This window comes from Streptomyces sp. R-74717 (assembly GCF_047305335.1).
GTDB classification, from domain to species: domain Bacteria; phylum Actinomycetota; class Actinomycetes; order Streptomycetales; family Streptomycetaceae; genus Streptomyces; species Streptomyces atratus.
Genome location: NZ_CP102361.1, coordinates 6866424 through 6892952 on the forward strand (window position 1 = coordinate 6866424; position 26529 = coordinate 6892952).

Annotated in this window: 24 protein-coding genes and 1 pseudogene; 13 read left to right on the top strand and 12 right to left on the bottom strand. The window is 70.9% G+C overall.

Features of this window, described 5'->3' with window-relative positions; all coding sequences use genetic code 11:
• The first annotated feature begins 27 nt into the window (after nt 1-27).
• The 3 genes from NRF20_RS31495 to NRF20_RS31505 all read left to right on the top strand — a co-directional run bounded on the left by NRF20_RS31495 (nt 28) and on the right by NRF20_RS31505 (nt 2579).
• On the top strand, nt 28-807 hold the full coding sequence (locus NRF20_RS31495) for a maleylpyruvate isomerase family mycothiol-dependent enzyme (RefSeq protein ID WP_413753720.1): 780 nt from the start codon (nt 28-30) through the stop codon (nt 805-807).
• Between the two features lie 115 nt (nt 808-922).
• Nucleotides 923-2002, top strand: a complete 1080-nt coding sequence (locus tag NRF20_RS31500) for a PHP domain-containing protein (protein WP_398631408.1) — start codon at nt 923-925, stop codon at nt 2000-2002.
• Between the two features lie 4 nt (nt 2003-2006).
• Entirely contained in the window at nt 2007-2579 is a 573-nt protein-coding gene (locus NRF20_RS31505; RefSeq protein ID WP_398631409.1) for a VOC family protein, read from the top strand.
• Here the strand turns inward: NRF20_RS31505 and NRF20_RS31510 are convergent.
• The 4 genes from NRF20_RS31510 to NRF20_RS31525 form a co-directional block, all read right to left on the bottom strand.
• The gene (locus tag NRF20_RS31510) at nt 2572-3579 is read right to left on the bottom strand and encodes an LLM class F420-dependent oxidoreductase (RefSeq protein ID WP_398631507.1); all 1008 of its coding nucleotides are present in this window, start codon (nt 3577-3579) and stop codon (nt 2572-2574) included. The two genes, NRF20_RS31505 and NRF20_RS31510, sit on opposite strands and share 8 nt — an antisense overlap.
• 122 nt (nt 3580-3701) lie before the next feature.
• Nucleotides 3702-4514 carry a hypothetical protein gene (locus NRF20_RS31515; RefSeq protein ID WP_413753721.1) on the bottom strand — a complete coding sequence of 271 codons (813 nt, stop codon included), beginning with the start codon at nt 4512-4514 and terminating at the stop codon, nt 3702-3704.
• Between the two features lie 219 nt (nt 4515-4733).
• Nucleotides 4734-5672, bottom strand: coding sequence for an N-acetylmuramoyl-L-alanine amidase (locus NRF20_RS31520; protein WP_398631411.1), 939 nt, complete (start codon nt 5670-5672; stop codon nt 4734-4736).
• A gap of 101 nt (nt 5673-5773) precedes the next feature.
• Complete coding sequence (locus tag NRF20_RS31525; protein WP_413753722.1) at nt 5774-6430, bottom strand: class I SAM-dependent methyltransferase; 657 nt, start codon at nt 6428-6430, stop codon at nt 5774-5776.
• A 377-nt stretch (nt 6431-6807) separates the two neighbouring features.
• On the opposite strand from NRF20_RS31525, the gene NRF20_RS31530 reads away from it, so the two are divergent.
• Entirely contained in the window at nt 6808-7296 is a 489-nt protein-coding gene (locus NRF20_RS31530; RefSeq protein WP_413753723.1) for a DUF6281 family protein, read from the top strand.
• Nucleotides 7297-7488: 192 nt separating this feature from the next.
• Here the strand turns inward: NRF20_RS31530 and NRF20_RS31535 are convergent, their stop codons facing one another.
• Complete coding sequence (locus tag NRF20_RS31535) at nt 7489-7980, bottom strand: hypothetical protein (RefSeq protein WP_413753724.1); 492 nt, start codon at nt 7978-7980, stop codon at nt 7489-7491.
• A gap of 274 nt (nt 7981-8254) precedes the next feature.
• Between NRF20_RS31535 and NRF20_RS31540 the strand changes: the two genes are divergently transcribed.
• The 3 genes and pseudogenes from NRF20_RS31540 (at nt 8255) to pepE (ending at nt 10872) form a co-directional block, all read left to right on the top strand.
• Nucleotides 8255-9910: an IS200/IS605 family accessory protein TnpB-related protein gene (locus NRF20_RS31540; protein WP_413754627.1), complete on the top strand. Its 1656-nt coding sequence runs from the start codon at nt 8255-8257 to the stop codon at nt 9908-9910.
• Nucleotides 9891-10124 (top strand): annotated as a pseudogene (locus NRF20_RS31545) (IclR family transcriptional regulator); the annotation flags it as partial. The gene NRF20_RS31540 and the pseudogene NRF20_RS31545, both read left to right, overlap by 20 nt.
• A 19-nt stretch (nt 10125-10143) precedes the next feature.
• On the top strand, nt 10144-10872 hold the full coding sequence (gene pepE, locus NRF20_RS31550) for a dipeptidase PepE (protein ID WP_413753725.1): 729 nt from the start codon (nt 10144-10146) through the stop codon (nt 10870-10872).
• On the opposite strand, the gene NRF20_RS31555 is transcribed toward pepE, so the two are convergent.
• On the bottom strand, nt 10835-12631 hold the full coding sequence (locus tag NRF20_RS31555; RefSeq protein WP_413753726.1) for an MFS transporter: 1797 nt from the start codon (nt 12629-12631) through the stop codon (nt 10835-10837). The two genes, pepE and NRF20_RS31555, sit on opposite strands and share 38 nt — an antisense overlap.
• Before the next feature lie 271 nt (nt 12632-12902).
• Between NRF20_RS31555 and NRF20_RS31560 the strand changes: the two genes are divergently transcribed.
• The 3 genes from NRF20_RS31560 to NRF20_RS31570 all read left to right on the top strand — a co-directional run bounded on the left by NRF20_RS31560 (nt 12903) and on the right by NRF20_RS31570 (nt 17809).
• Nucleotides 12903-15080 carry an acyl-CoA dehydrogenase gene (locus tag NRF20_RS31560; protein WP_413753727.1) on the top strand — a complete coding sequence of 726 codons (2178 nt, stop codon included), beginning with the start codon at nt 12903-12905 and terminating at the stop codon, nt 15078-15080.
• Nucleotides 15081-15092: 12 nt separating this feature from the next.
• Entirely contained in the window at nt 15093-16289 is a 1197-nt protein-coding gene (locus NRF20_RS31565; protein ID WP_398631417.1) for a lipid-transfer protein, read from the top strand.
• Nucleotides 16290-16378: 89 nt separating this feature from the next.
• Nucleotides 16379-17809 (top strand): MFS transporter, encoded by a 1431-nt coding sequence (locus NRF20_RS31570; RefSeq protein WP_413753728.1) that lies wholly within the window; start codon nt 16379-16381, stop codon nt 17807-17809.
• 80 nt (nt 17810-17889) lie between these two features.
• On the opposite strand, the gene NRF20_RS31575 is transcribed toward NRF20_RS31570, so the two are convergent.
• Genes NRF20_RS31575 through NRF20_RS31590 form a run of 4 tightly spaced genes read right to left on the bottom strand, consistent with a single transcriptional unit; the run spans nt 17890 to nt 21441 of the window.
• A complete protein-coding gene (locus NRF20_RS31575; protein WP_114248959.1) occupies nt 17890-18522 on the bottom strand; it encodes a response regulator transcription factor in 633 nt (210 codons plus the stop codon).
• 5 nt (nt 18523-18527) lie between these two features.
• A complete protein-coding gene (locus tag NRF20_RS31580) occupies nt 18528-19757 on the bottom strand; it encodes a sensor histidine kinase (RefSeq protein ID WP_413753729.1) in 1230 nt (409 codons plus the stop codon).
• 11 nt (nt 19758-19768) lie between these two features.
• Nucleotides 19769-20491: an ABC transporter permease gene (locus NRF20_RS31585; RefSeq protein ID WP_398631420.1), complete on the bottom strand. Its 723-nt coding sequence runs from the start codon at nt 20489-20491 to the stop codon at nt 19769-19771.
• On the bottom strand, nt 20491-21441 hold the full coding sequence (locus NRF20_RS31590) for an ABC transporter ATP-binding protein (RefSeq protein ID WP_398631421.1): 951 nt from the start codon (nt 21439-21441) through the stop codon (nt 20491-20493). Before NRF20_RS31590 ends, NRF20_RS31585 begins: the two co-directional genes overlap by 1 nt.
• Before the next feature lie 274 nt (nt 21442-21715).
• Here NRF20_RS31590 and NRF20_RS31595 point away from each other — a divergent pair, with 274 nt between their 5' ends.
• From NRF20_RS31595 to NRF20_RS31605, 3 genes are read left to right on the top strand one after another with little or no spacing between them, the layout of a single operon-like run.
• Nucleotides 21716-22588, top strand: a complete 873-nt coding sequence (locus NRF20_RS31595; RefSeq protein ID WP_398631422.1) for a MaoC/PaaZ C-terminal domain-containing protein — start codon at nt 21716-21718, stop codon at nt 22586-22588.
• Nucleotides 22589-22631: 43 nt separating this feature from the next.
• On the top strand, nt 22632-23708 hold the full coding sequence (locus tag NRF20_RS31600) for a Zn-dependent alcohol dehydrogenase (protein ID WP_266361765.1): 1077 nt from the start codon (nt 22632-22634) through the stop codon (nt 23706-23708).
• A gap of 51 nt (nt 23709-23759) precedes the next feature.
• The gene (locus NRF20_RS31605) at nt 23760-24701 is read left to right on the top strand and encodes a 3-oxoacyl-ACP reductase (protein WP_398631424.1); all 942 of its coding nucleotides are present in this window, start codon (nt 23760-23762) and stop codon (nt 24699-24701) included.
• A 77-nt stretch (nt 24702-24778) separates the two neighbouring features.
• Here NRF20_RS31605 and NRF20_RS31610 read toward each other — a convergent pair whose 3' ends face one another.
• The gene (locus tag NRF20_RS31610) at nt 24779-24952 is read right to left on the bottom strand and encodes a hypothetical protein (protein ID WP_266361767.1); all 174 of its coding nucleotides are present in this window, start codon (nt 24950-24952) and stop codon (nt 24779-24781) included.
• Nucleotides 24953-25075: 123 nt separating this feature from the next.
• Nucleotides 25076-26413: a hypothetical protein gene (locus NRF20_RS31615; RefSeq protein WP_413753730.1), complete on the bottom strand. Its 1338-nt coding sequence runs from the start codon at nt 26411-26413 to the stop codon at nt 25076-25078.
• Nucleotides 26414-26529: the final 116 nt, after the last annotated feature.

Consider the following 26529-nt stretch of genomic DNA (forward strand, 5'->3'; position numbering starts at 1 on the left):
GCCCTTGATCGAACTAGGGTGCGTGTCATGAGCGCACTCCCGCACGACCTCTACTGTGACGAAATCATCGGCCGCACCGACGCGTTGAGGGCGGTGCTCCGGGGCGCGGATCTCGAAGCGACCGTCCCGACCTGCCCCGAGTGGACCCTGCGCGACCTCGCCGTCCATGTCGGCGGCGCCCATCGCTGGGCGGGCGAGATCGTACGTACCGGGGCGACCGAAGCGGTCCCGCATGAACGGGTACCGGAGTTCAGGCCCGAAGGCGACGACCCCGCCGTGCTCGACGCCTGGCTGGCGGACGGCGCGGCGAAGACCGTCGAGGCGCTGCGGGCGGCCGGCCCGGACCAGGAGGTGTGGTCCTGGGGGTGGGAGCGGAGCACCGGCTTCTGGGCGCGTCGCATGGCGCACGAGACGATCGTCCACCAGGCCGACGCGGCGCTCACCGCGCAGGCCGGGTACGAGGTGGCCCCGGAGCTGGCAGCGGACACCATCGAGGAGTGGCTGGAGATCATCGCCTTCGCACAGGCCGTGGGCTACAAGAAGGAGGCCGCCGAACTGACCGGCGCCGGTCGCTCGATCCATCTGCACGCCACGGACGCGCCGGGTGCCGAGTGGCTGATCGAGTTCGGGGAGGACGGCTTCACCTGGCGGCGCGCCCACGAGAAGGCGACCGTGGCGCTGCGGGGCCCGCTCACCGACGTCATGCTGGTGTTCAACCGGCGCCTCGCTCCGGACAGTGACCGGGTCGAGGTGCTGGGGGACGCGGAACTGCTGGACTTCTGGCTGGAGCGTGCGGCGTTCGGCTGAGCCCCCACCGGCCGCTGCCCGCTGTGCGGTCCCCGTCCGCTGTGCGGGGGCGGCGGTGCTGAGCCAAGCTGGAGGGGAGAGCCCGTTGTGTCCGGCGGCTTTTGTGGAGGTGCCGATGGAGCCCGTCCGCGCCCTGAAACGGATCGCCTTCCTGCTGGAACGCGGCAGGGCCGACACCTACCGCGTTCAGGCATTCCGTACGGCCGCCGACGTGGTGGCGGCGATGACGGACGGCGAGGCCGCACAGCGGGTGGCGGACGGCTCGCTGGAGTCGGTCAGGGGCATCGGGCCGAAGACCGCGCAGGTGATCCGCGAGGCGGTGGCCGGGGAAGTGCCCGGCTACCTGGAGCGGCTGGAGGAAGAGGCCGCTGCCGCCCCACTCGCCGAGGGCGGCCGGAGCCTCCTCGCCCTGCTGCGCGGCGACTGCCATCTGCACTCCGACTGGTCGGACGGCGGCAGCCCGATCGAGGAGATGGGCCGCACGGCGGCGGAGCTGGGCCATGAGTGGGCGGTCCTCACCGACCACTCGCCTCGGCTGACCGTGGCGAACGGGCTCTCCCCGGAGCGGCTGCGCCGGCAACTGGATGTGATCGCCGGGCTGAACGCGGGCTGGGCGCCGTTCCGGCTGCTCACCGGCATCGAGTGCGACATCCTCCCCGACGGCTCCCTCGACCAGGAGGAGGAGTTGCTGGAGCAACTGGACGTCGTGGTGGTCTCCGTACACTCCGAATTGCGGATGGACGCTGCCCCGATGACCAGACGCCTGCTCGCGGCCGTCCGCAATCCCCGGGCGAACGTCCTCGGGCACTGCACCGGGCGGCTGATCACCGGCCGGGGCCGCCCGGAGTCCCGGTTCGACGCGGACGAGGTCTTCGCCGCGTGCGCGCAGGCGGGCACGGCGGTGGAGATCAACAGCCGGCCCGAACGGCTCGACCCGCCCCGCCGGCTGCTGCGCCGCGCCGTCGCCGCGGGCACCCTGTTCTCCATCGACACCGACGCACACGCGCCCGGACAGCTGGACTGGCAGATCCACGGCTGCGCCCGCGCCGAGGAATGCCACGTCCCGGCGGAACGCGTCATCACCACGTGGTCGGCCGACGAACTGCTGGCCTGGTCGCGCGGGGGCACGACCCCGGAGCGGGCCCGCTCCGGGGCGGACGGGGCGGTCTGCGCAGCCCCGGGACAGGAGCGGTGAACCCATGACGGCCACAAGTGTGCGAGGCATCGACCACATCGGGGTCACGGTCCCCGACCTGGAGACAGCCACCCTCTTTCTTGCCAGGGCGTTCGGCGCCGAGGTGCTGTACAACACCCTGCGCCGCCAGGACCACCCGCAGGGCGGGCCGGACGTCGAGCGGCGGCTCGGAGTCCCCGCGGGCACACAGCAGTTGGCGATCCGGATGCTGGCCCTTCCCGGCGACGGCCCGGGCATCGAGCTGTACGAGTTCCAGGGCCCCCGCCGGGAACCACCGGTGCTGCCCTGCGACTTCGGCTGGCAGCATGTGGCGCTCTACGCCGACGATCTGGACGCGGCCGTGCGGGACTGTGTCGCCGCGGGAGCCTCGCTGCTCGCCCAGGCGCAGCCGCTGTCGGGCCCCGAAGCGGGGGAGCGCAACCGGTTCGCGTATCTGCGCACCCCATGGGGCAGCACGCTGGAACTCCTGACGTACCCCGACCCCCAGCCCTGGGAGCGCACCGCGCCACGACGGCGGGTGCGGCCCGCGCCGGTCGGCACCGGGGCCTGGCCGACGGACCCGGCTCGGCCTAGTTGAGCTCCGCGAGCACCCGCAGGGTGTGCGGGTCCGGTGCTGTCACCAGCAGATCGGTCACCGGCCCCTTGCGCCACAACTCCAGCCGCTCCGCGATCCGTTGACGGGGCCCGACGAGCGAGATCTCATCGGCGAACGCGTCCGGCACGGCCAGCACCGCCTCCTCCTTGCGCCCTTCGAGGAACAGTTGCTGGATCCGCCGCGCCTCCTCCTCGAATCCCATCCGCGCCATCAGATCGGCATGGAAGTTACGGGCCGCGTGCCCCATCCCCCCGATGTAGAAGCCGAGCATCGCCTTCACTGGCAGCAGCCCCTTTGCGACATCGTCACAGACGTGCGCGCGGGCCATCGGCGCGACCATGAAGCCGTCGGGGAGATCGGCCAGCGACGCCTCGTACACATCGGTGCGCAGTGGTGACCAGTACAACGGCAGCCAGCCGTCGGCGATCCTCGTCGTCTGCGCGATGTTCTTCGGCCCCTCCGCCCCGAGCAGTACGGGCAGCCGGGACCGCAGCGGATGGGTGATCGGTTTCAGCGGCTTGCCCAGACCGGTGGCGTCCGGACCGTTGTACGGGTGGGAGTGGAAGCGCCCGTCCAGCTCAACGGGAGCCTCGCGGACGAGTACTTGGCGGATGACGTCGACGTACTCGCGGGTCGCGGTCAGCGGGCTCTTCGGAAACGGCCGCCCGTACCAGCCCTCCACCACCTGCGGCCCGGACAGCCCCAGGCCGAGCATCATCCGGCCGCCGGAGAGATGGTCGAGGGTCAGGGCGTGCATGGCGGTCGCCGTCGGGGTGCGCGCCGCCATCTGCGCGATACCGGTGCCCAGCCGGATGCGGGAGGTGTGCGCGGCGATCCAGGTCAGCGGGGTGAACGCGTCGGAGCCCCAGGCCTCCGCCGTCCACACCGAGCCGTACCCCAGCTCCTCCGCCTCCCGGGCGAGCTCCAGATGGGCGGGGTTCGGGCCGCGGCCCCAGTAACCGAGCGCGAGTCCCAGCCGCATTCCGTTGCCTCCCACCATTTCTGACGTCATGTCAGATCATTGACGCGTGGACGGAGAGTACGACAGCGGCCTCCCGCCCGGAAGGGGCGGGAGGCCGCTGTTCGTGCTACGCAAGCGTGGACTCAGCCGCGCTGGATGCCCGTGGTGTCCTGGAGCACACCACGACGGCCGTCCTGGGTCTGGGCGATGAGGGCCGGACCGCGCTGCTCCACCGCGAGGTACCAGGTGCCGGGCGCCAACTCGGCGATCGGCGACGGCGAACCGTCCTCCCCGTACAGCGGGCGGGCCACCGGCACCGCGAACCAGAACGGCGTGAAGTCACCGGCCGGGGCACCGGCCGCCGGAGCCGGCTGGGCCTGCTGCGGCTGCGGCTGACCGGGCTGCGGCTGACCGGCCTGCGGCTGCGCACCGTACGGCTGCGGCTGCGGCTGCGGCTGCGGCTGCCCCGGCTGTGCACCGTACGGCTGCTGCTGGGCGCCCGGGTAGCCGTATCCCTGGCCGGGCTGCGGCTGGCCGCCGTACGGCGACTGCACGGCCTGCGGGCGCGGGGCGCTTGCCAGCGGGGCCTTGAGCGCGGGGACCAGCGGAGTGGCGATCGCGCCCGCGGCCAGCGCCAGGGCGGCGATCAGGCCGAGGATGAGACCCGCACCGGCGTCGACCTGGCCGAGGTCGATGATCGTCCAGAGAAGGTTCCAGGCGGTGAAGACCGTAGCCGCGACACCGAACTGGCTGAGGTCCAGACCCGCGACCTTGCGGGGCTGGGGCTGCGAGCGGGACAGGATGATCAGTGCCGCACCGGCCACCCCGACCATGTAGACACCGAGCGCGTTGCCCAACGACTCCCAGGCGTTCGGCGCTTTTACGCTGAGCTCGCCGTAGGACAAGAAATCGAGGAAAGAGGCGATGAACAGCACGACCGCTGCTCCGATCACCACGCCATCGCCTCGAGTGAGGGAGCGGATATTCACGTGAAGGTCCTTAGTCGGTCGTCTCGTAGGGGCGGTCGTCGCTGCCACCGGTAGGGCGGGCACGGCGCGAAGCTCGGGGGCGGCTCCCCATCGTACGGATGAATCTATCGTCTGCCCGGGCAGGTTGTGCTCCTGCCTGGACCTTGGACGCACTTCCCCCCAATTTCGCCTCAGAACTACCTCTTGCTACCCCTTCAGATAGCTGCTGATGCCATCGGCGATGCCCTGCGCCGCCTTCTGGCGCCAGCTCGCACTGGTGAGCAGGGCGGCGTCCTTCGGATCACGCATATTGCCGCATTCGATGAACACTTTGGGCACGGTCGACAAATTCAGTCCGCCCAGGTCCTTGCGGATGTCCAACCCGGTATTGCCGCCTACGTAATTGGAAGGTGCACTTCCGGTGTCGCGGACGAAGAGACCAGCGATCCGGGTGCCGAGATCGCGCGACGGCTCGACGATCTTCGAGGTGTCCGCCGCTCCACCCCGTACCAGCGCGGGGAGGATCACATGGAAGCCGCGGTTGCCGACCGCGGAACCGTCCGCGTGCACCGAGACCACCGCATCGGCCTTGGCGTCATTGCCGATCCGGGCCCGCTCGTCGACACAGGGCCCGTACGGGCGGTCGTTGTCGTACGTCAACACGACCTTCGCACCCTGGTCCTGCAGGAGCGTACGCAGCCGGTGCGACACATCGAGGGTGAACTGGGCTTCCGCGTAGCCGGAGTTGGTCGAGGTTCCGGTGGTGTCGCACTCCTTGTGCGTGGTGCCGATGTCCACCTGGCGGTTGATCTCGCGGGTGTGCAGATGGTTGTTCGGGTTGTGGCCGGGGTCGATGACGACGGTCTTCCCGGACAGCGGCCCGGACGCCCGGCCGGGCGCGGACTTCGACGGCTTCACGGACGGGGTGGGGGAGGCGGACGTCTTCTCCGGCACCGGAGTGCTCGTCGACGGCGGGGCCGACGGCGACGCGGTAGCGCCACCGCTGTTGCCCGGCAGGGCCTGCGCCCCGCCGCCGGCACCGTCCGCGCCGCAGCCCGCGGCACTCAGGCACACGGCTGCGAGCGCGGCGGCGGCGAGCAGGGGCCGGCGGCGTGGGGTGGGGGGAACGCTCTCGTCGTACGGCACCCCGCGATGCTATCGGGGCGCCTCGGACCGACCGGTCCGAACACCGGTACCCGACCGGGACCCGGAGACCCGCACCCGACCGGGGCCGTATCCGGCTGCCCTCAGATCCCCGCTCCGGTACGCCGCAGAACCCGCAGCGAATCCGTCACCGAGACCTCGGTGAACGCGCCCGAGGCCAGCGCCCGCAGATAGACGCGATACGGGGCCTGGCCCCCGTGCGCGGGATCCGGGAACACATCGTGGATCACCAGCAGCCCGCCATCGGCGACATGCGGCGCCCAGCCCTCGTAGTCACCGTTGGCATGCTCATCCGTGTGACCGCCGTCGATGAAGACGAAGCCGAGCTTCCCGCCCCACACGGCCGCGACCTGCGGAGACCGTCCGACCAGTGCCACGACATGGTCTTCGAGACCCGCCGCGTGCAGGGTCCGGCGGAACGTCGGCAGCGTGTCCATCCGGCCGACCTCCGGGTCCACCACGGTCGGGTCGTGGTACTCCCAGCCGGGCTGCTGTTCCTCGCTGCCGCGGTGGTGGTCGACGGTGAGAGCCGTCACACCGGCCGCCCGCGCGGCGTCGGCGAGCAGGATGGTGGAGCGCCCGCAGTAGGTCCCGACCTCGAGGACCGGCAGCCCCAGCGCGGCGGCATCGACGGCGGCCTCGTACAGCGCGAGTCCTTCGACCACCGGCATGAAGCCCTTGGCGGCCTGGAAGGCGGCGAGAATCTCGGGCTTGGGCTCGGCGACGGACTCGGCGGGCACGGGTTCCTCCTGGTGGGGGCGGTTCTACGGGGCGCGCGTTTCGACGGCGCCCCATCGTGCCGTACGCCCCCGCCGACGGCGTCGGCGGGGCGTCCTGGATGACGCGGGCGGACCGGCCGAGGCTTTGGCCGCTCTCGCGGCGGTCGACGAGATGTTCACGCCGTGGTCCGAAACGGGGCGGTGGCGCGACAAGGGAACCTGATCCGGGTTGCTGACGTCTACTCGGCGCGAAGTTCGTCGACCTGACTGGGCGGGTGCTCGCTCCTGCGGCCGGATGCGGCGCTCACCAGGGCTGCCCCGGCCGACCATGATCACTCATGAGGCGCGGACACATCAACGGGCTGGGGCGTGTCGGTTCGGGATATGAGGGCCTCACCATGCGCACGAATCTCGTTTACATGCACAACGAAGGCAAGGACTCCTGGCAAGGGAGAACTCGCTCTTCGCCGCATCTGCTGAGGGGGAAACGGATGAGCTCGACCGGACGAACCGCGGCCGCGCTATTGGCGGCGGCCATGGTGATGTCAGCAGCCGCGTGCACGGCCGACAGCAGTAGCGGTGGGGAGGAATCGGCTTCCTGCGTCAACCAATACACCTACCAGGACCGATCGTATCGGGACGTGGCGAACGTGGACTTCACGGTCGGGAAGAAGCTCGGCGTTGCCACCAAACCACTCTGTGACGACACCGGCGGCCGGGACAAGAACGAGGAGCCGGCCACGACGGAGAGCGCCTACGAGGTGGACGGCATCTCTCCCGAGGTGGCCATCGCCATCGGGGACACACCCGAGGAAGCCACGGTCTTCGCCGCTTACTCCGGCTCAGAACTTCCGCCCGAGGTAGAGAAACTGATCGAGGGTTCCTGATGCGGAGCGCGGGGCCCGGTGTGGCGTCAGCATGTGAGCCACACCAAGTCCCGCGCACCGTCACCAGGACCATCGAGCGAGCGGGCGAGGACCCCCTGTGCCTGACCTTCCAGCAGGCGAAGGGGACGTACTTTGGGTAACGTTGCATTAGGCGGGTCAGGTCGTGTAACTCACGCCCGCCTACCGCGGCCTTCAGGGAAGATTCCACGTCGGGCCGTCCGGTGCGCGGTACCAGGCCCGCTGGCCGTCAGGGTTGATCGTGAGCCCGAAGTCGTCGCGGGCGGGTGTGCTCTCCGGGAAGATCGAGGCAAGTTCCTCAACCGTGTCCCAGAGCCGACGAGCGCCGATTTGACGGACGCTTCCCCCGACGTGGGCCGTGGCCGTGGAGCCGTCGTCCACCCACAGTCCCACGCCGGTCAGGTTGCCCTTGTCATCACGCCAGGAACACGAGTGGTATCCGGGGAGTGCGAGAGACAGGGGGAACTTCAGCCGGTCCAGCACGTCCCTGGCCGGAACCGCAGTCTTCTCGACCGACCGGACTTCCAGGCCCGCGAAGTCGGGCTTCATTCCTGGCGTACGGCGTGGCATGAAGAACGCGGGTGTCGAGAGGAACCGCCCAGCCGCCTCGCCGTCGTCCGAGACAACCACCCTCGCCACACCGAAGCCGACGGGGGCGACGACCACCGTGCCTTCATGTACCTGGGAGAGGAACGGGGGCGGGATGTGCCGGAGTCCGGCCGTGGCGATGATGCGGTCGTACGGTGCACGATCCGGGCATCAACTCTCGCCCTTCGCCTGTGTCCAGGCGACCGCCGAGTACGGGCTTGCAGATCAGCGGGGCGTTCAGCTGCTTGGCGAAGGCGCGGGCTGCGTCCGGGTCGTTCGAATGGGTGACCTTGGCATCTGCTGTTCGTTGGGCTGGGTAGCAGGTGTCCAGTCTGGGGGAGGGGGTGTTGTGGTGGGTGGTGTGCGGGAGTTGGCGGCATCCTTCGTGGTGCCCGGGCCGTGCGGGGTGGCGATCCGGGACCGCCTCAAGCACCTCACGCCCCAGGACGAGATAGTCCTGCGTGCAGTCGGTGAGCATCAGGGCCGTCTGGCTTCGCGTGATCTCAGGGCTCGCTGTGCGGATGGCCTGGAGCACAGCGCGGACACCTGGGCGTCGCGCAAGCGGGACCTGACCGCACTGTCGTCGTCGCGGATCGCCGGTGCGATCACCAAGGCCTCCCATGACCAGTGGGCGCTGGCGCGCCGTTGTCAGGCGGCGCACATCCGGAATCTGGAAGCCGGGATCAGGACGCTGCGGCACCGCCTGTCCCTCCCCATCGGCGCGAGGGGAACGAAGCGGGCCGCCGGTGGCTACCGCTCCAAGGGCGAGTGGTTCCGTAAGTCCCGCCGCCTCGCGGCGCTGGAAGCCCGGCACGATGCCGCGGTCCGTGACCGGCAGGCCGGACGCGTCCGGGTCGTGCGGGGCGGCAGACGCCTCCTGAACACCCGCCATCACCTCACCCAGGCCCGGCTGACCGAGGAGCAGTGGCGGGAGCGCTGGGAAGCGGAACGCTGGTTCATCGCCGCCGACGGCGAGTCCGGGAAACGGTTCGGGAACGAGACCATCCGCGTCACCCTGGACGGTGAAGTGTCCATCAAACTGCCCGCCCCGCTCGCGCACCTGGCCAACGCCAAGCACGGCCGGTACACCCTCACCTCGACCGTGGCGTTTGCGCACCGGGGTCAGGAGTGGGCCGATCGCATTGTCGCGAACCGGGCCGTGGCCTACCGCATCCACCTCGACGTGGGCCGTGGCCGCTGGTACCTGACCGCGTCCTGGCAGCGCCCCGCCGTCCAGACCATCCCGCTGGAGGCAGCCCGGGCCCGGGGCATGATCGGCGTCGACACCAACGCCGACCACTTCGCCGCCTACCGCCTCGACCCACACGGCAACCCCATCGGCGAGCCCCGGCGGTTCTTCTACGACCTGTCCGGCACCGCCGATCACCGCGACGCCCAGATCCGCCACGCCCTGACCCGCCTGATCAACTGGGCCAAGCAGGCCGGTGTCACCGCGATCGCCATCGAGGACCTCGACTTCACCACCGAGAAAACGCGGGAGAAGCACGGCCGCAAGAAGCGGTTCCGGCAGCTGATCTCCGGTATTCCGACCGGGAAGCTCAAGGCCCGGCTGGTCTCCATGGCCGCCGAACAGGGCCTGAGCATTGTCGCGGTCGACCCCGCCTACACCAGCATGTGGGGTGCCCAGCACTGGCAGAAACCGCTGGCCACCGCCAAGCGAAAGATGTCCCGTCACGATGCCGCCGGCATCGCGATCGGACGACGCGCCCTCGGACACCCGATCCGGCGTCGGACGGCACCGCCCCCACACGACCGGAGTGATCGTGCGGGGCATCGGACCGCCCAGGCCCCACCAGGCACCCGAGGACGTGACGGAAACCGCCCACCCGCAACGGACCACGCCCCCAGAGACGTGCCGCCGAACGGGACGCGAAAGCGGGGACCGAGTGCATCCAACACCGTTCGGGATGCGCCCAGTACACATCAGTGGGTCCCAGGACTCACTCATGCACACTGGCTAGGAACGGTACGCCTGGACGGTCGGTGAGTACGACACCGGAATCGCGACCGTCGCCGTGCCGGTCTTCCTCGGGTCCGAACCGTACGGGAGCCTCAGCCTCGGCGGCGCCGAGGAGCTCTTCCGCAGGACGCCACAGGACCGGCTCCACGCCCTGCGCCACGCGGCCCAGCTGCTGGAGAGGCGGCTCACCCAGCCTCCGCAGCACCCGAAGCCCCGCGCCCGTCGCACCCGCACCACCTGATCCGAAGAGAACCCAAGAGGTGAATCTGCTGCTGCTCTCCAACTCCACCCAGTACGGCTGCGGTTATCTGGAACATGCCCTGGACACCGTCACCGCGTTCCTGCCCTCCGGCGCCCGACTGGCCTTCGTTCCGTACGCGCTCGCCGACTACACCGCGTACACCGCACGCGTCCGCGACGCCCTCGCACCCTCCGGCATCAGCGTCCGAGGGGTCCACGAGAACGCCGACCCGGTCGCCGAACTTGCCGCGTCCGACGCCGTGTTCATAGGCGGCGGCAACTCCTTCCGGCTGCTGAGCGCGCTGTACCGGACCGGTCTGCGGGACGCCGTGATCGAAGCGGTGCAGGGCGGGCTGCCGTACATGGGGGCCAGCGCGGGTACGAACATGGCGGCGCCCACCCTCCGTACCACCAACGACATGCCCATCGTGCAGCCACCGTCCTTCGAGACGCTCGGCCTCGTCCCGTTCCAGATCAACCCGCACTATCTGGACCCGGACCCGGAGAGCACCCACAAGGGCGAGACCCGCGAGGAGCGGCTCACCGAGTTCCTCGAGGAGAACGACGTGCCGGTGCTCGGCCTGCGCGAGGGGGCATGGCTGCGGGTCAACGGGCGCCAGGCCCGGGTGCAGGGTGCCCGCCCCGCCCGGCTGTTCACCCGCGGCGCACAGCCGCAGGAGCTTCCGGTCGGGTCGGACGTCTCTCATCTGCTCACGACGACACCGCGGTTCGACGCTCCGGTGCGCTGACCGTCAGCACCAGGTCGGCATCGACCGGCAGCCCGTTGCCCGGATGGACCACCGGGTAGGCGCGCGGCGCGTATCCGGTGGCCGATCCGGCCAGCACGAAGTTGCCGCCGGACGGGGCGGCCAGCAAGTAGTGGCCGTCCTCGTCCGCCACGGTGAGACCGGCCTGCCGGCCCCGGTGGTCGATCAGCGTGACATTGGCGCGGGCCACCGGCGTACCGTCCGTGTCCAGCACCCGGCCGAGGAAGCCGCCCGAACCGGTGACCGGGCGGGATGCGGAGAGTGCGGGGGCCGACGCGTCGTCGTCGCTGCTCGCCAGCAGCGCCGGGCGCATCGCATCGCGCTGCGACGGCAGGAACGCGGCCAGCACCAGCCCGACCAGCACCGCGCCCGTCGCGATCAGGAACGAGATGCGGAACCCCTCCATCGAGGGCAACGACACCCCGCCCGTCCGCACCGAGGTGTTCGCCAGCACCATGCCGATCACGGCGCTCGACACCGACGTACCGATCGACCTCATCAGAGTGTTCAGACCGTTGGCCGCACCCGTCTCGGACGGATCGACGGCCCCGATGATCAGTGCGGGCAGCGAGGAGTACGCGAGTCCGATACCGGCCCCGAGCACCACCGCGATCACGACGGTCTGCCAGGCGGCGCTCATCAGCCCGAGCCCGGCCCCGTAACCGATCGCGATGATCAGCATGCCGAGCATCAGCGACACCTTGGGGCCGCGGCGGGCGGACAGCCGGGCGTACAGCGGGGCGACGAACATCATCGTCAGGCCGAGCGGCGCCACGCACAGCCCGGCGACCACCATCGACCGGCCGAGTCCGTACCCCGTCGACGCCGGCAGCTGGAGCAGTTGCGGCAGGACGAGCGAGACGGCGTAGAAGGCGACCCCGACCATGATCGAGGCGAGGTTGGTGAGCAGCACCTCGCGCCGGGCCGTGGTCCGCAGATCGACCAGCGGCGCCGGGCTGCGCAGCTCGAAGAGGCCCCACAGAACCAGAATCACCAGAGCGGCGGCGATCAGACCGAGCGTGGTGCCCGAGGTCCAGCCCCAGTCACTGCTCTTGGTGACGGGCAGCAGCAGGCAGACCAGGCCGAGCGAGAGCCCGAGCGCGCCGACGATGTCGAACCGTCCGGGGGCGCGCAGCGTGGTCTCCGGCACGACGAGGACGGTGAGCACCATCGACAGCACACCGAGACCGGCCGCGCCGAAGAACAGGGTGTGCCAGTCGGAGTGCTGGGCGACCAGCGCGGCGGCGGGCAGCGCGAGTCCGCCGCCCACCCCGATCGAGGAGCTCATCAGGGCCATCGCCGAGCCGAGCCTCTCGCGCGGCAACTCGTCGCGCATGATGCCGATGCCCAGCGGGATGGCGCCCATGGCGAAGCCCTGGAGCGCGCGTCCCACGATCATGACCACGAGATCGTCGGTGAAGGCGCATATCAGTGAACCGATCACCATCACGGCGAGGCTGGCGAGCAGCATCTTCCGCTTGCCGTAGAGATCGCCGAGCCGCCCCATGATCGGGGTCGCGACGGCCCCCGCCAGCAGAGTCGCGGTCATCACCCAGGTGGCGTTGGACGGATCGGTGTGGAGAAGGGTCGGCAGATCCTTGATGACGGGGACGAGCAGGGTCTGCATCACCGCGACGGTGATACCCGCGAAGGCGAGCACGGGGACGACACCGCCGCCCACCCTGCGCCTCCGCGGATCGGGGAGTTCCCCGGCGTGCCGTTCGTTCGTCGTCTGTGGCATACGTGCGGCCTCCGGGCGGCGTGATCGAGGGTTTGAAGAGGCGTGCAGGTCCATTGGCGGGCAGCACCGACCGCCAGGTGTGTGCAGGGTGAAACCTTCCGCATGTCCGAGGTATTCCGGTGAACGCGGTACGAACGGGACACGGCCGCGCGCCCGGCCCCGAGGCGTGCGGCGATCCGGCCGCCATCGGACCACTCCGCTGACCTTCCGTCAGATTGAAACGTGTTCTACTCTTGCGCCGTTCCAGTGGCTGCGACCGGCGAGGATCCGCATGGGCATCGGAATCACCGAAGAACAGAGGGAGTTGGCGCAGGCCGTACGAGGCTGGCTGGCGCGCGCCGTACCGCCTCAGGAGATACGCAAGCTCCTCGACGCGGACGCCCCCGGTACCCCTGGCGTGCGCCCCGGGCACTGGGACGGCCTTGTGGAACAGGGCCTCCTCTCCGTCCATCTGCCCGAGGAGTACGGGGGCGGGGGCGGCCGGCTCCTCGATCTGGCCGTGGTCCTGGAGGAGGCGGGCCGGGCCGCGCTCCCCGGCCCGTATCTCGCGAGCTCCCTCGCCTCCGCCGTACTGCACGCGTCGGGGGCGGGCGCGCTGGTGCAAGACCTCGCGGACGGCACGCGCATCGGCGCCGTCGCCCTCGGCCCCGGCACCCTCACCGCCGTGGAGCACGAGGACGGCCATCTGCTCGACGGGGCGGCGCCGCCCGTCCTCTCGGGCGCCGATGCCGACCTGCTTCTGCTCCCCGCCGAATCGGCCGCCGGCACCCTCTGGTTCGCCGTCGACGCCGCCACGGAAGGGCTGACCGTCCGCCCGCACCGCAGCGCCGACCCGACCCGCCCCACGGCCGGGATACGCGCCGAGGGCGTACTCGTTCCCGCGGAACGTGTCGTGCGGGCCGACACCGCGCACGTACGCGACCTCGCCGCTGTCCTCTTCTCCGCCGAAGCGTGTGGAATCGCGGCCCGGGCGCTGGACACCGCGGTCGAATACGCCAAGGTCCGCGAACAGTTCGGCCGCCCCATCGGACAGTTCCAGGGCATCAAACACCTCTGTGCCGACATGCTCGTACGGGTCGAGCGGGCCCGCGCGCTGGTGTGGGACGCGACCCGCGCCGCCGACGAGGAGGAGCCGGACGTACGGTCCATGGTCACTGCCCTCGCCGCGTCGGACGCCCTCGACGCCGCGTACGGCTGTGCCAAGGACTGCATCCAGATCCTCGGCGGCATCGGCTTCACCTGGGAGCACGACGCCCATCTGTATCTGCGCCGGGCCCTGGTGGCCCGGCAACTGCTCGGGGCCGGCGACGCCCACCGGCTGCGGGCCGTACGGCTGGCCGACGGCGGGGCACGTCGCGAACTCACCCTCGAACTCCCCGCCGAGGCCGCAGTCCACCGGGCCGGGGCGCGCGAGGCCGTCGCCGCCGCCCGAGGCCTCGGCCCGAAGGCCGCCCGCCGCGCCCTCGCACCGACCGGCTACGCGGCCCCGCACCTCCCCGCCCCCTACGGGCTGGGCGCCGGTCCCGTCCAACAACTCGCCATACAGCAGGAGTTGAAGGAACAGGGGGTGAAGCTGAGTGACCTCGGGATCGCCACCTGGGTCGTCCCCTCGCTCATCGCCCACGGGACGGCGCAGCAGCAGGACCGCTACCTGCTGCCCACCCTGCGGGGTGAACTCCTCTGGTGCCAGCTGTTCTCCGAACCCGGTGCGGGCTCCGACCTCGCGTCGCTCCGGACCAGGGCCGAGCGGACGGCCGAGGGCTGGCGGATCAACGGGCAGAAGGTGTGGACCAGCGCCGCCCAATGGGCCGACCACGGAATTCTGCTGGCCAGGACCGACCCGGACGCCCCCAAGCACCAGGGGATCGGCTACTTCCTCGTCGACATGAAGAACACCGAGGGCATCGACATCCGCCCGCTGAAGGAGATCACCGGCGACTCCCTCTTCAACGAGGTGTACTTCGACAACGTTCTGCTCCCCGCCGACGCCCTCGTCGGCGAGATCGACGACGGCTGGCGGGTCGCCCGCAACACCCTCGGCAACGAACGCGTCCACATGGCCGACCAGATGACCTTCGACACCGGCCTCGAGGCACTGATCGCCCGCTCCGGCGAACTCGACGGCACATACCGGGCCCGTATCGGAGCACTCGCCGCCGAGGCCCACGCACTCGCCTGCATCGGACTGCGGACCACCCTGCAGCAGGTGTCCGGTCTCGAACCCGGTGCGGGAGCCTCCATCCGCAAACTCGTCCAGACCACCCACCAGCAGAAGGTCGCCGAACTGGCCCTCGAACTCCTCGGCCCGGCCGGCGCGGCCGGCGAAGGGGCGGCGGAGCGGGCCGTGCACGGCTTCCTGATGTCCCGCTGTCTGACCATCGCGGGCGGCACCACCCAGGTTCAGCTCAATGTCGTCGCCGAGCGCATCCTCGGCCTCCCGCGCGATTGAAGGGACTTGCTCATGAAGGCGTACATCGTCGGTGTCGGAATGACGAAGTTCGAGAAGCCCGAGACACGCGACTGGCAGTACTGGGACATGGCGAAGGAGGCCGGCACGGCGGCGCTCACCGATGCCTCCCTCGCGTACGAGCAGGTACAGCAGGTCGCCGTCGGCTACTGCTTCCAGGCATCCACCGCCGGTCAGCGCGCCGTGTACGAACTCGGGCTGACCGGAGTGCCCGTCTACAACGTCAACAACAACTGTGCCACCGGCTCCACCGCGCTGATGATGGCCCGGCAGTTCGTCGAGGGCGGCGGCAGCGACTGCGTCCTCGCGCTCGGCTTCGAGAAGATGGCGCGCGGTGCGCTCGGCGGCAAAGGCGCCGACGGCGGTGCTGCCGACTTCAAGACATCACCCGTCGCCCGGCACTACGGGATCATGGCTGCCGCCCACGGCTTCGAGATGAGCCCGCCCACCGCCCAGATATTCGGCAACGCGGCCCGCGAGCACATGGAGCGGTACGGGACGACCGAGGCACAACTCGCCGCGGTCGGCGCCAAGAACCACCGGCACTCGGTGAACAACCCGTACGCCCAGTTCCAGGACCCGTACACGGTCGAGGAGATCCTCGCCGCGAAGACCGTCCACCGCCCGCTGACCAAACTCCAGTGCTCACCCACCTCCGACGGGTCGGCCGCCGCCGTCGTCGTATCGGAACGCTTCGTCGAGAGCCACGGCCTGGGCGACCGGGCGGTCGAGATCGTCGCCCAGGCGATGACCACCGACACCGGTGACTCCTTCGCCTCCGGGACCTGCATCGACGCCGTCGGACAGCCGATGTCGCGGGCCGCCGCCCAGCAGGTGTACGAGGCCTCCGGGCTCTCGGCCGCCGACCTCGACGTCATCGAGCTGCACGACTGCTTCTCCATCAACGAACTCCTCACCTACGAGGCGCTCGGGCTGTGCGGCGAGGGCGAGTCCGGGAAACTCGTCGAGTCCGGTGCCACCACGTACGGCGGCCGGTGGGTGGTCAACCCGTCCGGCGGGCTGATCTCCAAGGGGCACCCGCTCGGCGCCACCGGAATCGCCCAGGCCGCCGAACTCACCTGGCAGCTCAGGGGAGAGGCACAGGGCAGGCAGGTGAAGGACGCCCGGGTCGGTCTGGCCCACAACATCGGCCTCGGTGGAGCGGCGGTGGTGACGTTGCTACGGCGTTAGCTGGGGGATCGGCGCGCATCGTGTACGTCGCCGGACCGAGCCAGGGTCGGCCCGAATACCGATGTACGGGGCGCAGGGCGGCTGCGAGTATGACGGCCATGGTTGACGTCACGACGCCCGCACCCATGCAACAACGGCACAGGACCCGCACCTGGGCGGCGGTGTTCGCCGCCTGTGTCGGGCAGTTCCTCGTCGTGCTCGATGTATCCGTCGTCAATGTCGCCCTGCCGTCCATGCGTTCCGACCTCGGGATGAGCACCGCCGGACTGCAATGGGTGCTCAACGCCTACTCGATCGCGTTCGCCGGGTTCATGCTGCTCGGCGGGCGCGCCGCCGACATCTACGGCCGCAAGCGGATGTTCCTCATAGGCCTCGGCCTGTTCACCGCGGCCTCCCTGGCCGGCGGGCTCGCCCAGGAGGGCTGGCAGCTGCTGGCCGCCCGCGCCGCGCAGGGGCTCGGCGCCGCCGTGCTCGCCCCCGCCACCCTCACCCTGCTCACCACCGCCGTTCCCGAGGGCCCGGCCAGGACGAAGGTGATCGGCACCTGGATGGCCGTCGGTGCGGGCGGCGGAGCGGCCGGTGGGCTGATCGGCGGGGTGCTCACCGATCTGCTGTCCTGGCGCTGGGTCCTGCTGATCAATGTGCCGGTCGGCGTGCTCGTCCTGGCCGGCGCGGCGGTCTGGCTCGCCGAGGGCCGGGCGGGCGACCGGCGACGGATCGACTTCCTTGGCGCGGTACTCGTCACGGCGGGCCTCGCCTCCGTCGCGTACGGCATCGTGCAGACCGAGGAGTCGGGCTGGACCGCGGCGGCGACCCTGGTGCCGCTGCTCGGTGGGGTGGCCCTGCTGATCGCCTTCGTGGTGGTGGAGGCCAGGACCGCGGAGCCGCTGATGCCGCTCAGGATGCTCGGGGTGCGGGCGGTGACCTCGGCGAACGCGGCGATGTTCGTGATCGGTTCCGCGGGATTCTCGATGTGGTACTTCATGACCGTGTACGCCCAGACGGTGCTGGGCTACACCCCGTTGCAGGCCGGACTCGCCCTGATGCCCACGTCGTTGGCCATCGTCATCGGCTCGAAGTGCGCGCCCCGCGTCATGGCCAGGGTCGGCGCGAAGAACCTGGCGCTCATCGGCACGACCGTCGCCGCCGCGGGTTTCGGCTGGCAGTCCACGATGGGTGCCGACGGCTCGTACCTCACCTCGGTCTGTCTGCCCGGCGTCCTGATGATGGCCGGTGCGGGCCTGGCATCCACCCCGCTCGCCTCCCTCGCCATCACGGGGGCGGCCCACGGCGAGGCCGGTCTGGTCTCCGGCCTCGTCAACACCTCCCGCACGATGGGCGGTGCGCTCGGTCTCGCCGTGCTCTCCACCGTCGCCGCCGCACGCACCGCGGGCGGCACCGGGCCCGAGGAGCTCACGGCCGGGTACGCGCTGGCGTTCCGGACGGCCGGCACGGTACTGCTGGGCGGACTGCTGCTGATGGCGCTGTGGCTGCCACGCCACCGGTCCGACCGGCACTAGGACTGTCGTCGAACTGCGGTCTGCCGCGCGACGCCTGGTACGCACGCTCGACAGGACCTGGGAGGCCCGCGAAGCCCCGCCTACAGCCAGCCCTGCTGCCGAGCCGCCCGCACCGCCTCCATCCGGTTGCGCGTCCCCGTCTTGCCGATCGCGGACGACAGGTAGTTCCGCACCGTCGACTCGGACAGATGCAGCTTCGCCGCGATGTCGGCGACCGTCGCCCCGTCCACCGAGGCGTTCAGCGCATCCCGCTCCCGCGCGGTCAGCGGGCTCGGTCCGGCGCTGAGCGCGGCGGCGGCCAGCGCCGGGTCGATGACCGTCTCACCGCTCAGTACCCGGCGGATCGCGGCGGCGAGCTCCTCGACCGGGCCGTCCTTGACCAGGAACCCCGCAGCCCCGGCCTCCATCGCCCGGCGCAGATAGCCGGGACGGCCGAACGTGGTGAGGATCAGCACCCGGCAGTCCGGCACCTCCTCGCGCAGATCGGCGGCGGCGTCCAGACCGCTGCGGCCCGGGAGTTCGATGTCCAGGAGCGCCACATCCGGGCGGGACAGCAGCGCGGCAGCCACGATCTCGTCCCCGGCGCCCACCTGCGCCACGACCTCGATGTCCGGTTCCAGGCCGAGCAGCAGGGCGAGCGCACCCCGCATCATGCCCTGGTCCTCGGCGAGCAGAACGCGTACGGACTTGGTCGGACGGTGATCCTGCGGCATCTCGTTCACAGGCCCAGCGTATGGCTCCGGGCGGAACCGGTGGCCGCGTCCTCGTCCGCCGGATCCGTCCCGTCCACCGGCAGTTCCGCGGTGAGCACGAAGCCGCGCTCCGGCCCCGGGCCCGCCCGGAGCGAGCCGCCCGCCGCGGCGAGGCGCTCGGTGAGGCCGGTCAGTCCGGTGCCGCCGATACCGGGCGTTGCCGGTGTGCCCGGGTCCGGTCCGCAGCCGTCGTCCGTGACCGTGAGCCGGACCCGTTCGGATGTGCCGTCGACGACGAAAGAGCAGGTGGTGGCGTTGGAGTGGCGTACGACATTGGTGACGGCCTCCCGCACCACCCAGCCGAGCAGCGCCTCCGTCTGCGGGGCGAGCGGCGGTCCCGAGCGGCGGAGTACCGGTTCGATCCCGGCGCCGGTCAGCGCGGACCGGGCCCGGTCCAGTTCGGTGGCGAGGCTCCCCTCGCGGTAGCCGGTGACGGCCTCGCGGATCTCGGTGAGGGCCTGGCGGCCGACGGACTCGATGTCCGCGACCTGGACGAGCGCCGCATCCATGTCGCGCGGCGCGAGCCGGCGCGCGGCCTCCGACTTGACCACGATCACGGAGAGCGTGTGGCCCAGCAGATCGTGCAGATCGCGGGAGAACCGCAGTCGCTCCTTCTCCACGGCGGTGCGGGCCAGTTCCTGCCGAGTGGCGCGCAGCTCCATCACGGTCTCCGCAAGGGTGAGGATCGCGGCGGTGACCGCGCCCGAGATGAAGGTGCCGTATCCGATCGTCCATGGTTCCGAGCCGCCGCTCCCGCGCCACACGGCGATGAGGGCGGCGACCACGGCGAGGGAGAGCAGGCCGACGGCCAGCTGCCGGTGGCGCAGGATGGTGCCGCAGGCCAGTGAGAGCAGCGGGAAGAACAGCAGCCAGCTCCCGCCGTAGCCGATCGCGAGCCCGAACGTGACGGCGGCCATCGCCGCGAGCAGCCAGTACGACACCGGGCTCTCGCGCTTCCTCTTGTCGAAGCCGCGGAACACCACGGAGATGTAGAGGGAGTTGAACGTGAACAGCCCGAGGCCGCCGAGCCAGGGGTTGGGGGTCTCGCCCTGGAAGAGATTGGAGAAGGCGCCCATGCCCATCAGCAGCCAGGGCAGCAGGGTGTACGGTCCGGGCGGGCCGGGGCGCCGGTCGTCGCGCCGTCTGTGCCCTTCCCGGCACGTGCCCGTCCGCGTACCCGTTCGGTTCCTGGCCATGTCCACTCCTGTCACACGGTCCTCGCGGACCGACGGTACGAGATCACGGCGTACGTACCGAACAGCAGGAGCCACGCGCAGAGCACGGCGATCGTGCCGGTGCCGGGCGCGTGCCCGTCGGTGGTGGCCCAGCCCAGATCGGCGAACCGGTTGGCGGGGGTGAACCTGCCGATGGAACGCAGCCATTCGGGAAGCAGGTCCAGCGGGAACCACAGCCCGCCGGCGATCGCGAAGCCCATCAGGCAGGCCACGTTGACGACCCCGGTGCCCTGCGGGGTGAGCCGGTAGCCGTTGCCGAGGCCGAGCAGGGTGAACGGCAGTGCGCCGATCCACAGCAGCAGTGCCAGTGCGATCCACTGCCAGGCGTCCAGCCGTACCCCGTTGAGCAGTCCGCCGGTCAGCAGCACCGTCAGGATCGTCGGCAGGACGGTCACCGAACCGCTGATCGCCCGGCCCACGACCGCCTGCGAAGGGGCGAGCGGAGTGACCCGCAGCTGTTGAAGCCAGCCGAGCGTCCTGTCGGAGGCGACCCCCGTACCGATGGACATGGCGGAGCCCAGCGCACCGTACGCGGCCATGCCGACCATCGAGGCCGTCTTCCAGCCGTCGACGCCCTCGCCCCCGCCGATGTTGGTGAAGAGCAGATACATCATCACCGGCATCCCGGTCCCGAAGATCAGGAAGAAGCCGTCACGCAGGGTCCTGCGCACTTCGAGCACGATGTAGCGGAACATCACACGGTCTCCCTCGCGGAATCTGTTGCGGGTGCTGCGGCGGCCGGTCCGGTGAGGGCGAGGAACGCGTCCTCCAGCGTGGCCCGCGAGACGCGGAGGTCACGGATCGCGCCGAGGCGGGCCAGCTCGATGACGGTGGCGTCCGAATCGTCGGTGTGCAGCAGCGCCCGGTCCCCGGACACCTCGACGGTGACGACGCCGGGAAGCAGTTCCAGGCCCTCGGTCGGCCGGCCCGCCAGGTCGAAGGAGACGAGACTGCTGCCGGCCGCGCCCCTGATCGTGTCGCCGGTGCCGTCCGCGACGATCCGGCCCCGGTCGATGACGACGATCCGGTCGGCGTTCTCGTCGGCCTCCTCCAGATAGTGGGTGGAGAAGAGCACGGTGTTGCCGCGCCGGGCGTAGGCCCGCATCGAGTCCCAGAACGTCCGGCGCGCCTCCACGTCCAGGGCGGCGGTCGGCTCGTCCAGGACGATCAGCTCGGGGTTGCCGGCCAGCGCGACGGCGAAGCGGACGCGCTGGGTCTGGCCGCCGGAGAGCTTGTCGATGCGTCGGTTCGCGTACGCGGTGACGCCCGCCAGCGAGAGCGCCTCGGCCACCGGCATCGGCTGCGGGTAGGTCGAGGCGACGAAGGTGATCAGTTCGCGGACGGTCACCCGCTGGATGGGCCGCCCGTCCTGGAGCATGGCGCCGACCAGACCGGCCCGTACCGCCTGCCCGGCGGTCCGGCCCAGCACCCGCACACTGCCGGAGTCCGGCTCGTTCAGACCCAGCAGAAGGCCGATGGTGGTGGACTTGCCCGCCCCGTTGCGGCCGAGCAGGGCGACGGTCTCGCCGCGGCCGATGGACAGATCGACCCCGTCCACGGCCCGTACGCTGCGCCCCGCCCGGCCGAAGGTCTTGACCGCCGCGGTGAGGACCACCGCGGCCGAGTTCCCCGTTGTCTGTTTCATGACCACGACGCTACGGAGGGTGCCCGAGGCCCCGGCAGAGGTGTGTGTACGGACTTCGCGATGACATATGTCATGGCGCCGGCCCCGGAGGAATCATGTCTGACGCTGCGTCAGCAACGGTCTTCACAACTGCTGGGCGCTGCGTTATACATGGGGTCATCGGCTAGAACGCGTTCTAGAACGGGCGTGGTGGCCGGTCCCGCACGACCTCGGTGCGGCCGACGGTGCGGACGGTCGCGCCGAGGTCTTCCCACCATCAAGGAGCAGCTTCCCCATGCCCATTGATGCCGAAAAGGCTGTCGCCGCCGAACCCCGGTCGACCCGGATCAGCTGGGACCACAAGGACGTCCAGCTCTACCATCTGGGGATCGGTGCGGGCGCCGATCCCGACCGGGCCGACCCCGCCACCGACCCCGGCGAGCTGCGCTACACCCTGGAGTCCCGGCTCCATGTGCTGCCCTCCTTCGCCACCGTCGCGGGAGCGGGCGCGGGCGTCGTCGGTGGACTCTCCTCGCCCGGCATCGACGTCGACCTGGCCGCCGTCCTGCACGGCGGGCAGAGCGTGCGGGTGCACCGGCCGATCCCCGTGAAGGGCAGCGCCGTACAGACCTCGAAGGTCGCCGCCGTGTACGACAAGGGCAAGGCGGCCGTGCTGGTGCTGCGCACCGAGGCCGCCGACGACGAGGGCCCGCTGTGGACCAACGACGCCCAGATCTTCGTCCGGGGCGAGGGCGGCTTCGGCGGTGAACGCGGCCCCTCCGAGCGGGTCGCGTATCCCGCCGTCGCCCCCGACCGCGTGGTGGAGCGGCCGATCCGCCCGGACCAGGCGCTGCTGTACCGCCTCTCCGGGGACTGGAACCCGCTCCACGCCGACCCCGAGTTCGCCCGGCTCGCCGGCTTCGACCGGCCGATCCTGCACGGGCTGTGCACCTACGGCATGACGCTCAAGGCCGTCACCGACACGGTGCTCGGCGGCGACGTGACCCGTATCCGCTCCTACCGCACCCGTTTCGTCGGCGTCGTCTTCCCCGGCGAGACCCTCCGTATCCGGATGTGGACCGGAAAGGACCACGTCCGGGTCGAGGTGCGAGCCGTCGAGCGGGACGACGCCCCGGTCCTCGGCGACACCTTCGTCGAACACTCCTGAACCAACTCCAAGAGGTCCACAGGCCCATGAGGGGAGCCGCACCATGCGCGCAGCCGTACTGCACGAGATCGGTCAGGACAAACTGGAAGTCCTCGACGACGTCGAGGCGGTGGGCTTCGGCCCCGGCAAGGTCAGGCTCCGCATCCGGGCCACCGGACTGTGCCACTCCGATGTCTCCGCGATGAGCGGCGTGCTGCCGCAGCCCGCCCCCTTCATCCCGGGCCACGAGGGCGCGGGCGAGGTCGTCGACATCGGCGACGGCGTCACCGGGCTGAACACGGGGGACCGGGTGCTGGTCTGCTGGCTGCCCGCATGCGGGGCGTGTCCGTCCTGCAAACGCGGCCAGACACAGCTCTGCCTGGCCGGCTTCATGAACGCGGGAACGCCCAACTTCAAGCGCCCCGGGGGAGATGTCTTCGGCTTCGCGGGCACCGGCACCTTCACCGAGGAGGTCGTCGTCGACGCGGGCTGCGCGGTGCCGATCCCCGACGACGTACCGTTCGAGATTGCCGCCCTGATCGGCTGCGGGGTGACCACCGGGCTGGGCGCGGCCATCAACACCGCACAGGTGGAGGCCGGCTCGTCGGTCGCCGTCATCGGCTGCGGCGGGGTGGGCATCTCCACGATCCAGGGCGCCAGGGTGCAGGGCGCCGCCCAGATCGTGGCCGTGGACCCGGTCGCATCGCGGCGCGAGGCGGCACTCCGGTTCGGCGCGACCGAGGCGGTCTCGCCCGACGAACTCGCCGACGCCAAGCAGCGGATCACCGCGGGCGAGGGTTTCGACTACGTCTTCGAGGTCGTCGGCAAGTCGGCCACCGCCCGCACGGCGTACGAGAACACCCGGCGCGGCGGCACCCTCTGCATCGTCGGCGCGGGAGCCATGGACGACAACTTCCAGGTCAACATGTTCGAGCTGTTCTTCGACGAGAAGCGGATCCTGCCCTCCATGTACGGGGGAGGGGACGTGCTCCGCTCGTACGAACGGGCCATCGCGCTCTGGCGGGCCGGCCGCATCGACCTCGAATCGATGATCACCCACCGGGTGCGGCTCGACGGCATCAACGACGCCCTCGACCAGATGAGGACCGGCGAGTCGCTGCGCACCTGCATCGAACTCTGACCCTCACCCTGCTCCCACCCTGCTCCCACCTGAGAGGACTCCGAGATTCCGATGTCACTTCCCCTGGAAGGCATGTCCGCGATCGTCACGGGCGCAGGCCGCGGCCTCGGACGCGCCGAAGCACTGGAACTGGCGCGGCTCGGCGCATCCGTCGTCGTCAACGACTACGGGCAGCCGGGCCGCGACGGCTCCGGCGAGGCGTCCGCGGCCCCCGCCGAGGAGGTCGCCGAGGAGATCCGGGCGACGGGCGGCCGGGCGGTCGCGCACCTCGGCGACGTCTCCGACCACGAGCAGGCCCGCGCTCTGGTGGAGCTGGCCGTCGACACCTACGGAAAGCTCGACATCCTGGTCAACAACGCGGGCATCCTGCGCGACCGGATGGTCTTCTCGATGACCGAGGACGAGTGGGACTCCGTCATCAGGGTCCACCTCAAGGGCCACTTCAACACCACACACTTCGCCGCATCCCACTGGCGCGCCCGCTCCAAGGAGTCCGGCGGCCCGGTCTACGGCCGGATCGTCAACACCTCGTCGGAGGCTTTCCTGGCCGGTTCGGCGGGTCAGCCGAACTACGCGGCGGCCAAGGGCGGCATCGTCGGCCTCACCACCTCCACGGCCCTGGCCCTGGCCAAGTACGGCGTCACCGCCAACGCCATCTGTCCGCGGGCCCGCACCCGGATGACCGAGGACGTCTTCGCGGGCTTCCAGGAGCCGACGGACGGCCGGCTCGACGCGCTCGCCCCCGAGCACGTCTCTCCGCTGGTCGGCTATCTGGCCTCCCCGGCGGCCGCCAAGGTCAACGGGCAACTGCTCGTCGTGCACGGCGGGATGGTCGCGATCGTCGAACGCCCCAGGGTGGCGGCGAAGTTCGACTCGTCGAAGGAGGCGTTCTCCTTCGACGAGCTGGACGAGCTGATCTCCCCGTACTACGAGGACCGCCCGACGGGCGAGACCTTCGCCGCGGCGGAGGTGCTCGGTCTCAAACGGGGCTGACCGCAACGGAAACGGGTGGGCCCCGGCAGCCGATCGGCTGCCGGGGCCCACCCGTCCCTCGTTGATGTTCCAGGCGGTCAGGCCGCCCTGCTGTCCCCCTCGGCGGGGCGGCGGTGGCGGCCGTGCGGCTGTGCGGACGCGTCGTCCATCGACACACCCCCTCGGTGCTTTCCGGAGCCGCCGGCTTCGGCCCGTTCCGCGTCCGCCCCCGGCGGACGCGTCTGGGTCGTGTCGGTTCGGGCTTCAGACATGTGGGAAGTCACCCCGTTGTGATCGCTTACGTGTGTGTCACCAGGGCCGATCACGCCACCGCAACACGGCACGGTCACCATCGGCGACCGTCGCACACGGCTGCGTAGCCCAGGCCCAGGATCTTAACCAGGCACCATGCGCCCCATGAGAGGCGCCCGCCCCAGTGGAATCGGCTTGCACATCGGAAGAGGCGCAGCGGCAGCGGACGGTTGCATACCGCTTTCCGTGCCCGCCTCCGCCGCCGGTCCCGTGCCCCGCTCCCCGTCCACCGGCGCCTCCAGCAGTGCCACCCCGCACGCCACGTTCTCGTTGGCGTACGGAAGTCTGAGTACGCCGTCCCGGGTCCACACCCCGCGACCGGCCTGCCACCCCTCGGGGGCGGCGAGTTGATGCAGCCGACGCCCCGCCGGGCGCCACACCCCGAGCCAGCTGCCGGCCGCCCCGTCGATCCGCAGGGCCACCGCGCAGCTCTCCGGCATCAGCATCTGCCCCGGCTGTACGGCGAACGGCGTCACCGCCACATCCGCCGGGCGCAGGCACTCCGGGAAACGCACCGGCAGACAGCTGCCCAGCACCCCCCACCCGAGCCGGTCGTGCCCCGGCGCGTCCGAGCGGATCAGCAGCAGCCCGCTGTCCGTGTCGGCGAGCAGCAGCCGGTCGTTGCTCTCCGGTGCGATCTGCAGCAGCGGTGTCACCTCGCCGCCCCGCTCCAGGTCCACGGCGACCGCCTTGACCGGCCCGCCGCCCGGCATCGCCCGGTCCAGGGCCAGCATCCGCCCCGCCCGGTCCAGCCAGACCCCGCCGGAGCAGCGCCCGGGTACCTCCGCGACCAGCTCGGGCCCGAAGGCGCCGCCCGCCACCAGCCAGACGGCGGTGGAGCGCGCACCGACCGACAGGGCGTACGCGCTCGCACCGTCCGGTGCCGGCGGCAGCAGGGTCAGATCCGTGCATCCGACGGCGCCGAGCGGCAGTTCACCGGTGCCGGGGCCGGTCGGATAGAGCAGCGAGAACGCGTTCCGGTCCGCGACCCGGCGCCGGATCAGCACCCGTCCGTCGGTCAGCGGCAGCACCTGGGAGTCCGGCTCCTCCGGCTGATCGAGGGGGAGCGGCACGGCGTACGGCTCGTGCCCGTCGAGCGTCCAGCGCTCCACGAACCACGCCTGCGCGGTCTCGTAGGACGCCTCCGCGGCGACGCTGCGGAGGGTGAGCCGGGCCGCGTACGAACCGTCCGCGGCGATCGTGAGCGCGGGCGGGGCGTGGGCTGCTTTGGCGGGCACGCCCGATTCACCCCGCGCACCGGCCTGCTCGGACACGCCGTCCCCGCCGTCCGCTCCGCCCTCGCCGGGCACGCCGAACCCGGCCGGCTCCCCGGGTGCGTCCGGCTCGTCGTCCTCCAGGACCGCATCCCCGGCGGCCTCGGCCGCCCCCGCAGTCTCGTTCTCGATGGCACAGGCAGTCATGGACTGGTCACCTCCGGCAACCGAAGCTAGTTTTCGCACTTCCTGCCGAACAACGCGAGACCCGCCACTTCACACATAAGGGTGGTGCTGCCCGGATTCGCCTGAGGGTGAGGGGG

What these genes read in the sequence shown, in the direction of transcription:
- NRF20_RS31495 (WP_413753720.1), top strand. Translation starts at nt 28, where the DNA reads ATGAGCGCACTCCCGCACGACCTCTACTGTGACGAAATCATCGGCCGC.
- NRF20_RS31500 (WP_398631408.1), top strand. Translation starts at nt 923, where the DNA reads ATGGAGCCCGTCCGCGCCCTGAAACGGATCGCCTTCCTGCTGGAACGC.
- NRF20_RS31505 (WP_398631409.1), top strand. Translation starts at nt 2,007, where the DNA reads ATGACGGCCACAAGTGTGCGAGGCATCGACCACATCGGGGTCACGGTC.
- NRF20_RS31510 (WP_398631507.1), bottom strand. Translation starts at nt 3,579, where the DNA reads ATGCGGCTGGGACTCGCGCTCGGTTACTGGGGCCGCGGCCCGAACCCC.
- NRF20_RS31530 (WP_413753723.1), top strand. Translation starts at nt 6,808, where the DNA reads ATGCGCACGAATCTCGTTTACATGCACAACGAAGGCAAGGACTCCTGG.
- NRF20_RS31555 (WP_413753726.1), bottom strand. Translation starts at nt 12,631, where the DNA reads ATGCCACAGACGACGAACGAACGGCACGCCGGGGAACTCCCCGATCCG.
- NRF20_RS31560 (WP_413753727.1), top strand. Translation starts at nt 12,903, where the DNA reads ATGGGCATCGGAATCACCGAAGAACAGAGGGAGTTGGCGCAGGCCGTA.
- NRF20_RS31565 (WP_398631417.1), top strand. Translation starts at nt 15,093, where the DNA reads ATGAAGGCGTACATCGTCGGTGTCGGAATGACGAAGTTCGAGAAGCCC.
- NRF20_RS31570 (WP_413753728.1), top strand. Translation starts at nt 16,379, where the DNA reads ATGACGGCCATGGTTGACGTCACGACGCCCGCACCCATGCAACAACGG.
- NRF20_RS31575 (WP_114248959.1), bottom strand. Translation starts at nt 18,522, where the DNA reads ATGCCGCAGGATCACCGTCCGACCAAGTCCGTACGCGTTCTGCTCGCC.
- NRF20_RS31580 (WP_413753729.1), bottom strand. Translation starts at nt 19,757, where the DNA reads ATGGCCAGGAACCGAACGGGTACGCGGACGGGCACGTGCCGGGAAGGG.
- NRF20_RS31585 (WP_398631420.1), bottom strand. Translation starts at nt 20,491, where the DNA reads ATGTTCCGCTACATCGTGCTCGAAGTGCGCAGGACCCTGCGTGACGGC.
- NRF20_RS31590 (WP_398631421.1), bottom strand. Translation starts at nt 21,441, where the DNA reads ATGAAACAGACAACGGGGAACTCGGCCGCGGTGGTCCTCACCGCGGCG.
- NRF20_RS31595 (WP_398631422.1), top strand. Translation starts at nt 21,716, where the DNA reads ATGCCCATTGATGCCGAAAAGGCTGTCGCCGCCGAACCCCGGTCGACC.
- NRF20_RS31600 (WP_266361765.1), top strand. Translation starts at nt 22,632, where the DNA reads ATGCGCGCAGCCGTACTGCACGAGATCGGTCAGGACAAACTGGAAGTC.
- NRF20_RS31605 (WP_398631424.1), top strand. Translation starts at nt 23,760, where the DNA reads ATGTCACTTCCCCTGGAAGGCATGTCCGCGATCGTCACGGGCGCAGGC.
- NRF20_RS31610 (WP_266361767.1), bottom strand. Translation starts at nt 24,952, where the DNA reads ATGTCTGAAGCCCGAACCGACACGACCCAGACGCGTCCGCCGGGGGCG.
- NRF20_RS31615 (WP_413753730.1), bottom strand. Translation starts at nt 26,413, where the DNA reads ATGACTGCCTGTGCCATCGAGAACGAGACTGCGGGGGCGGCCGAGGCC.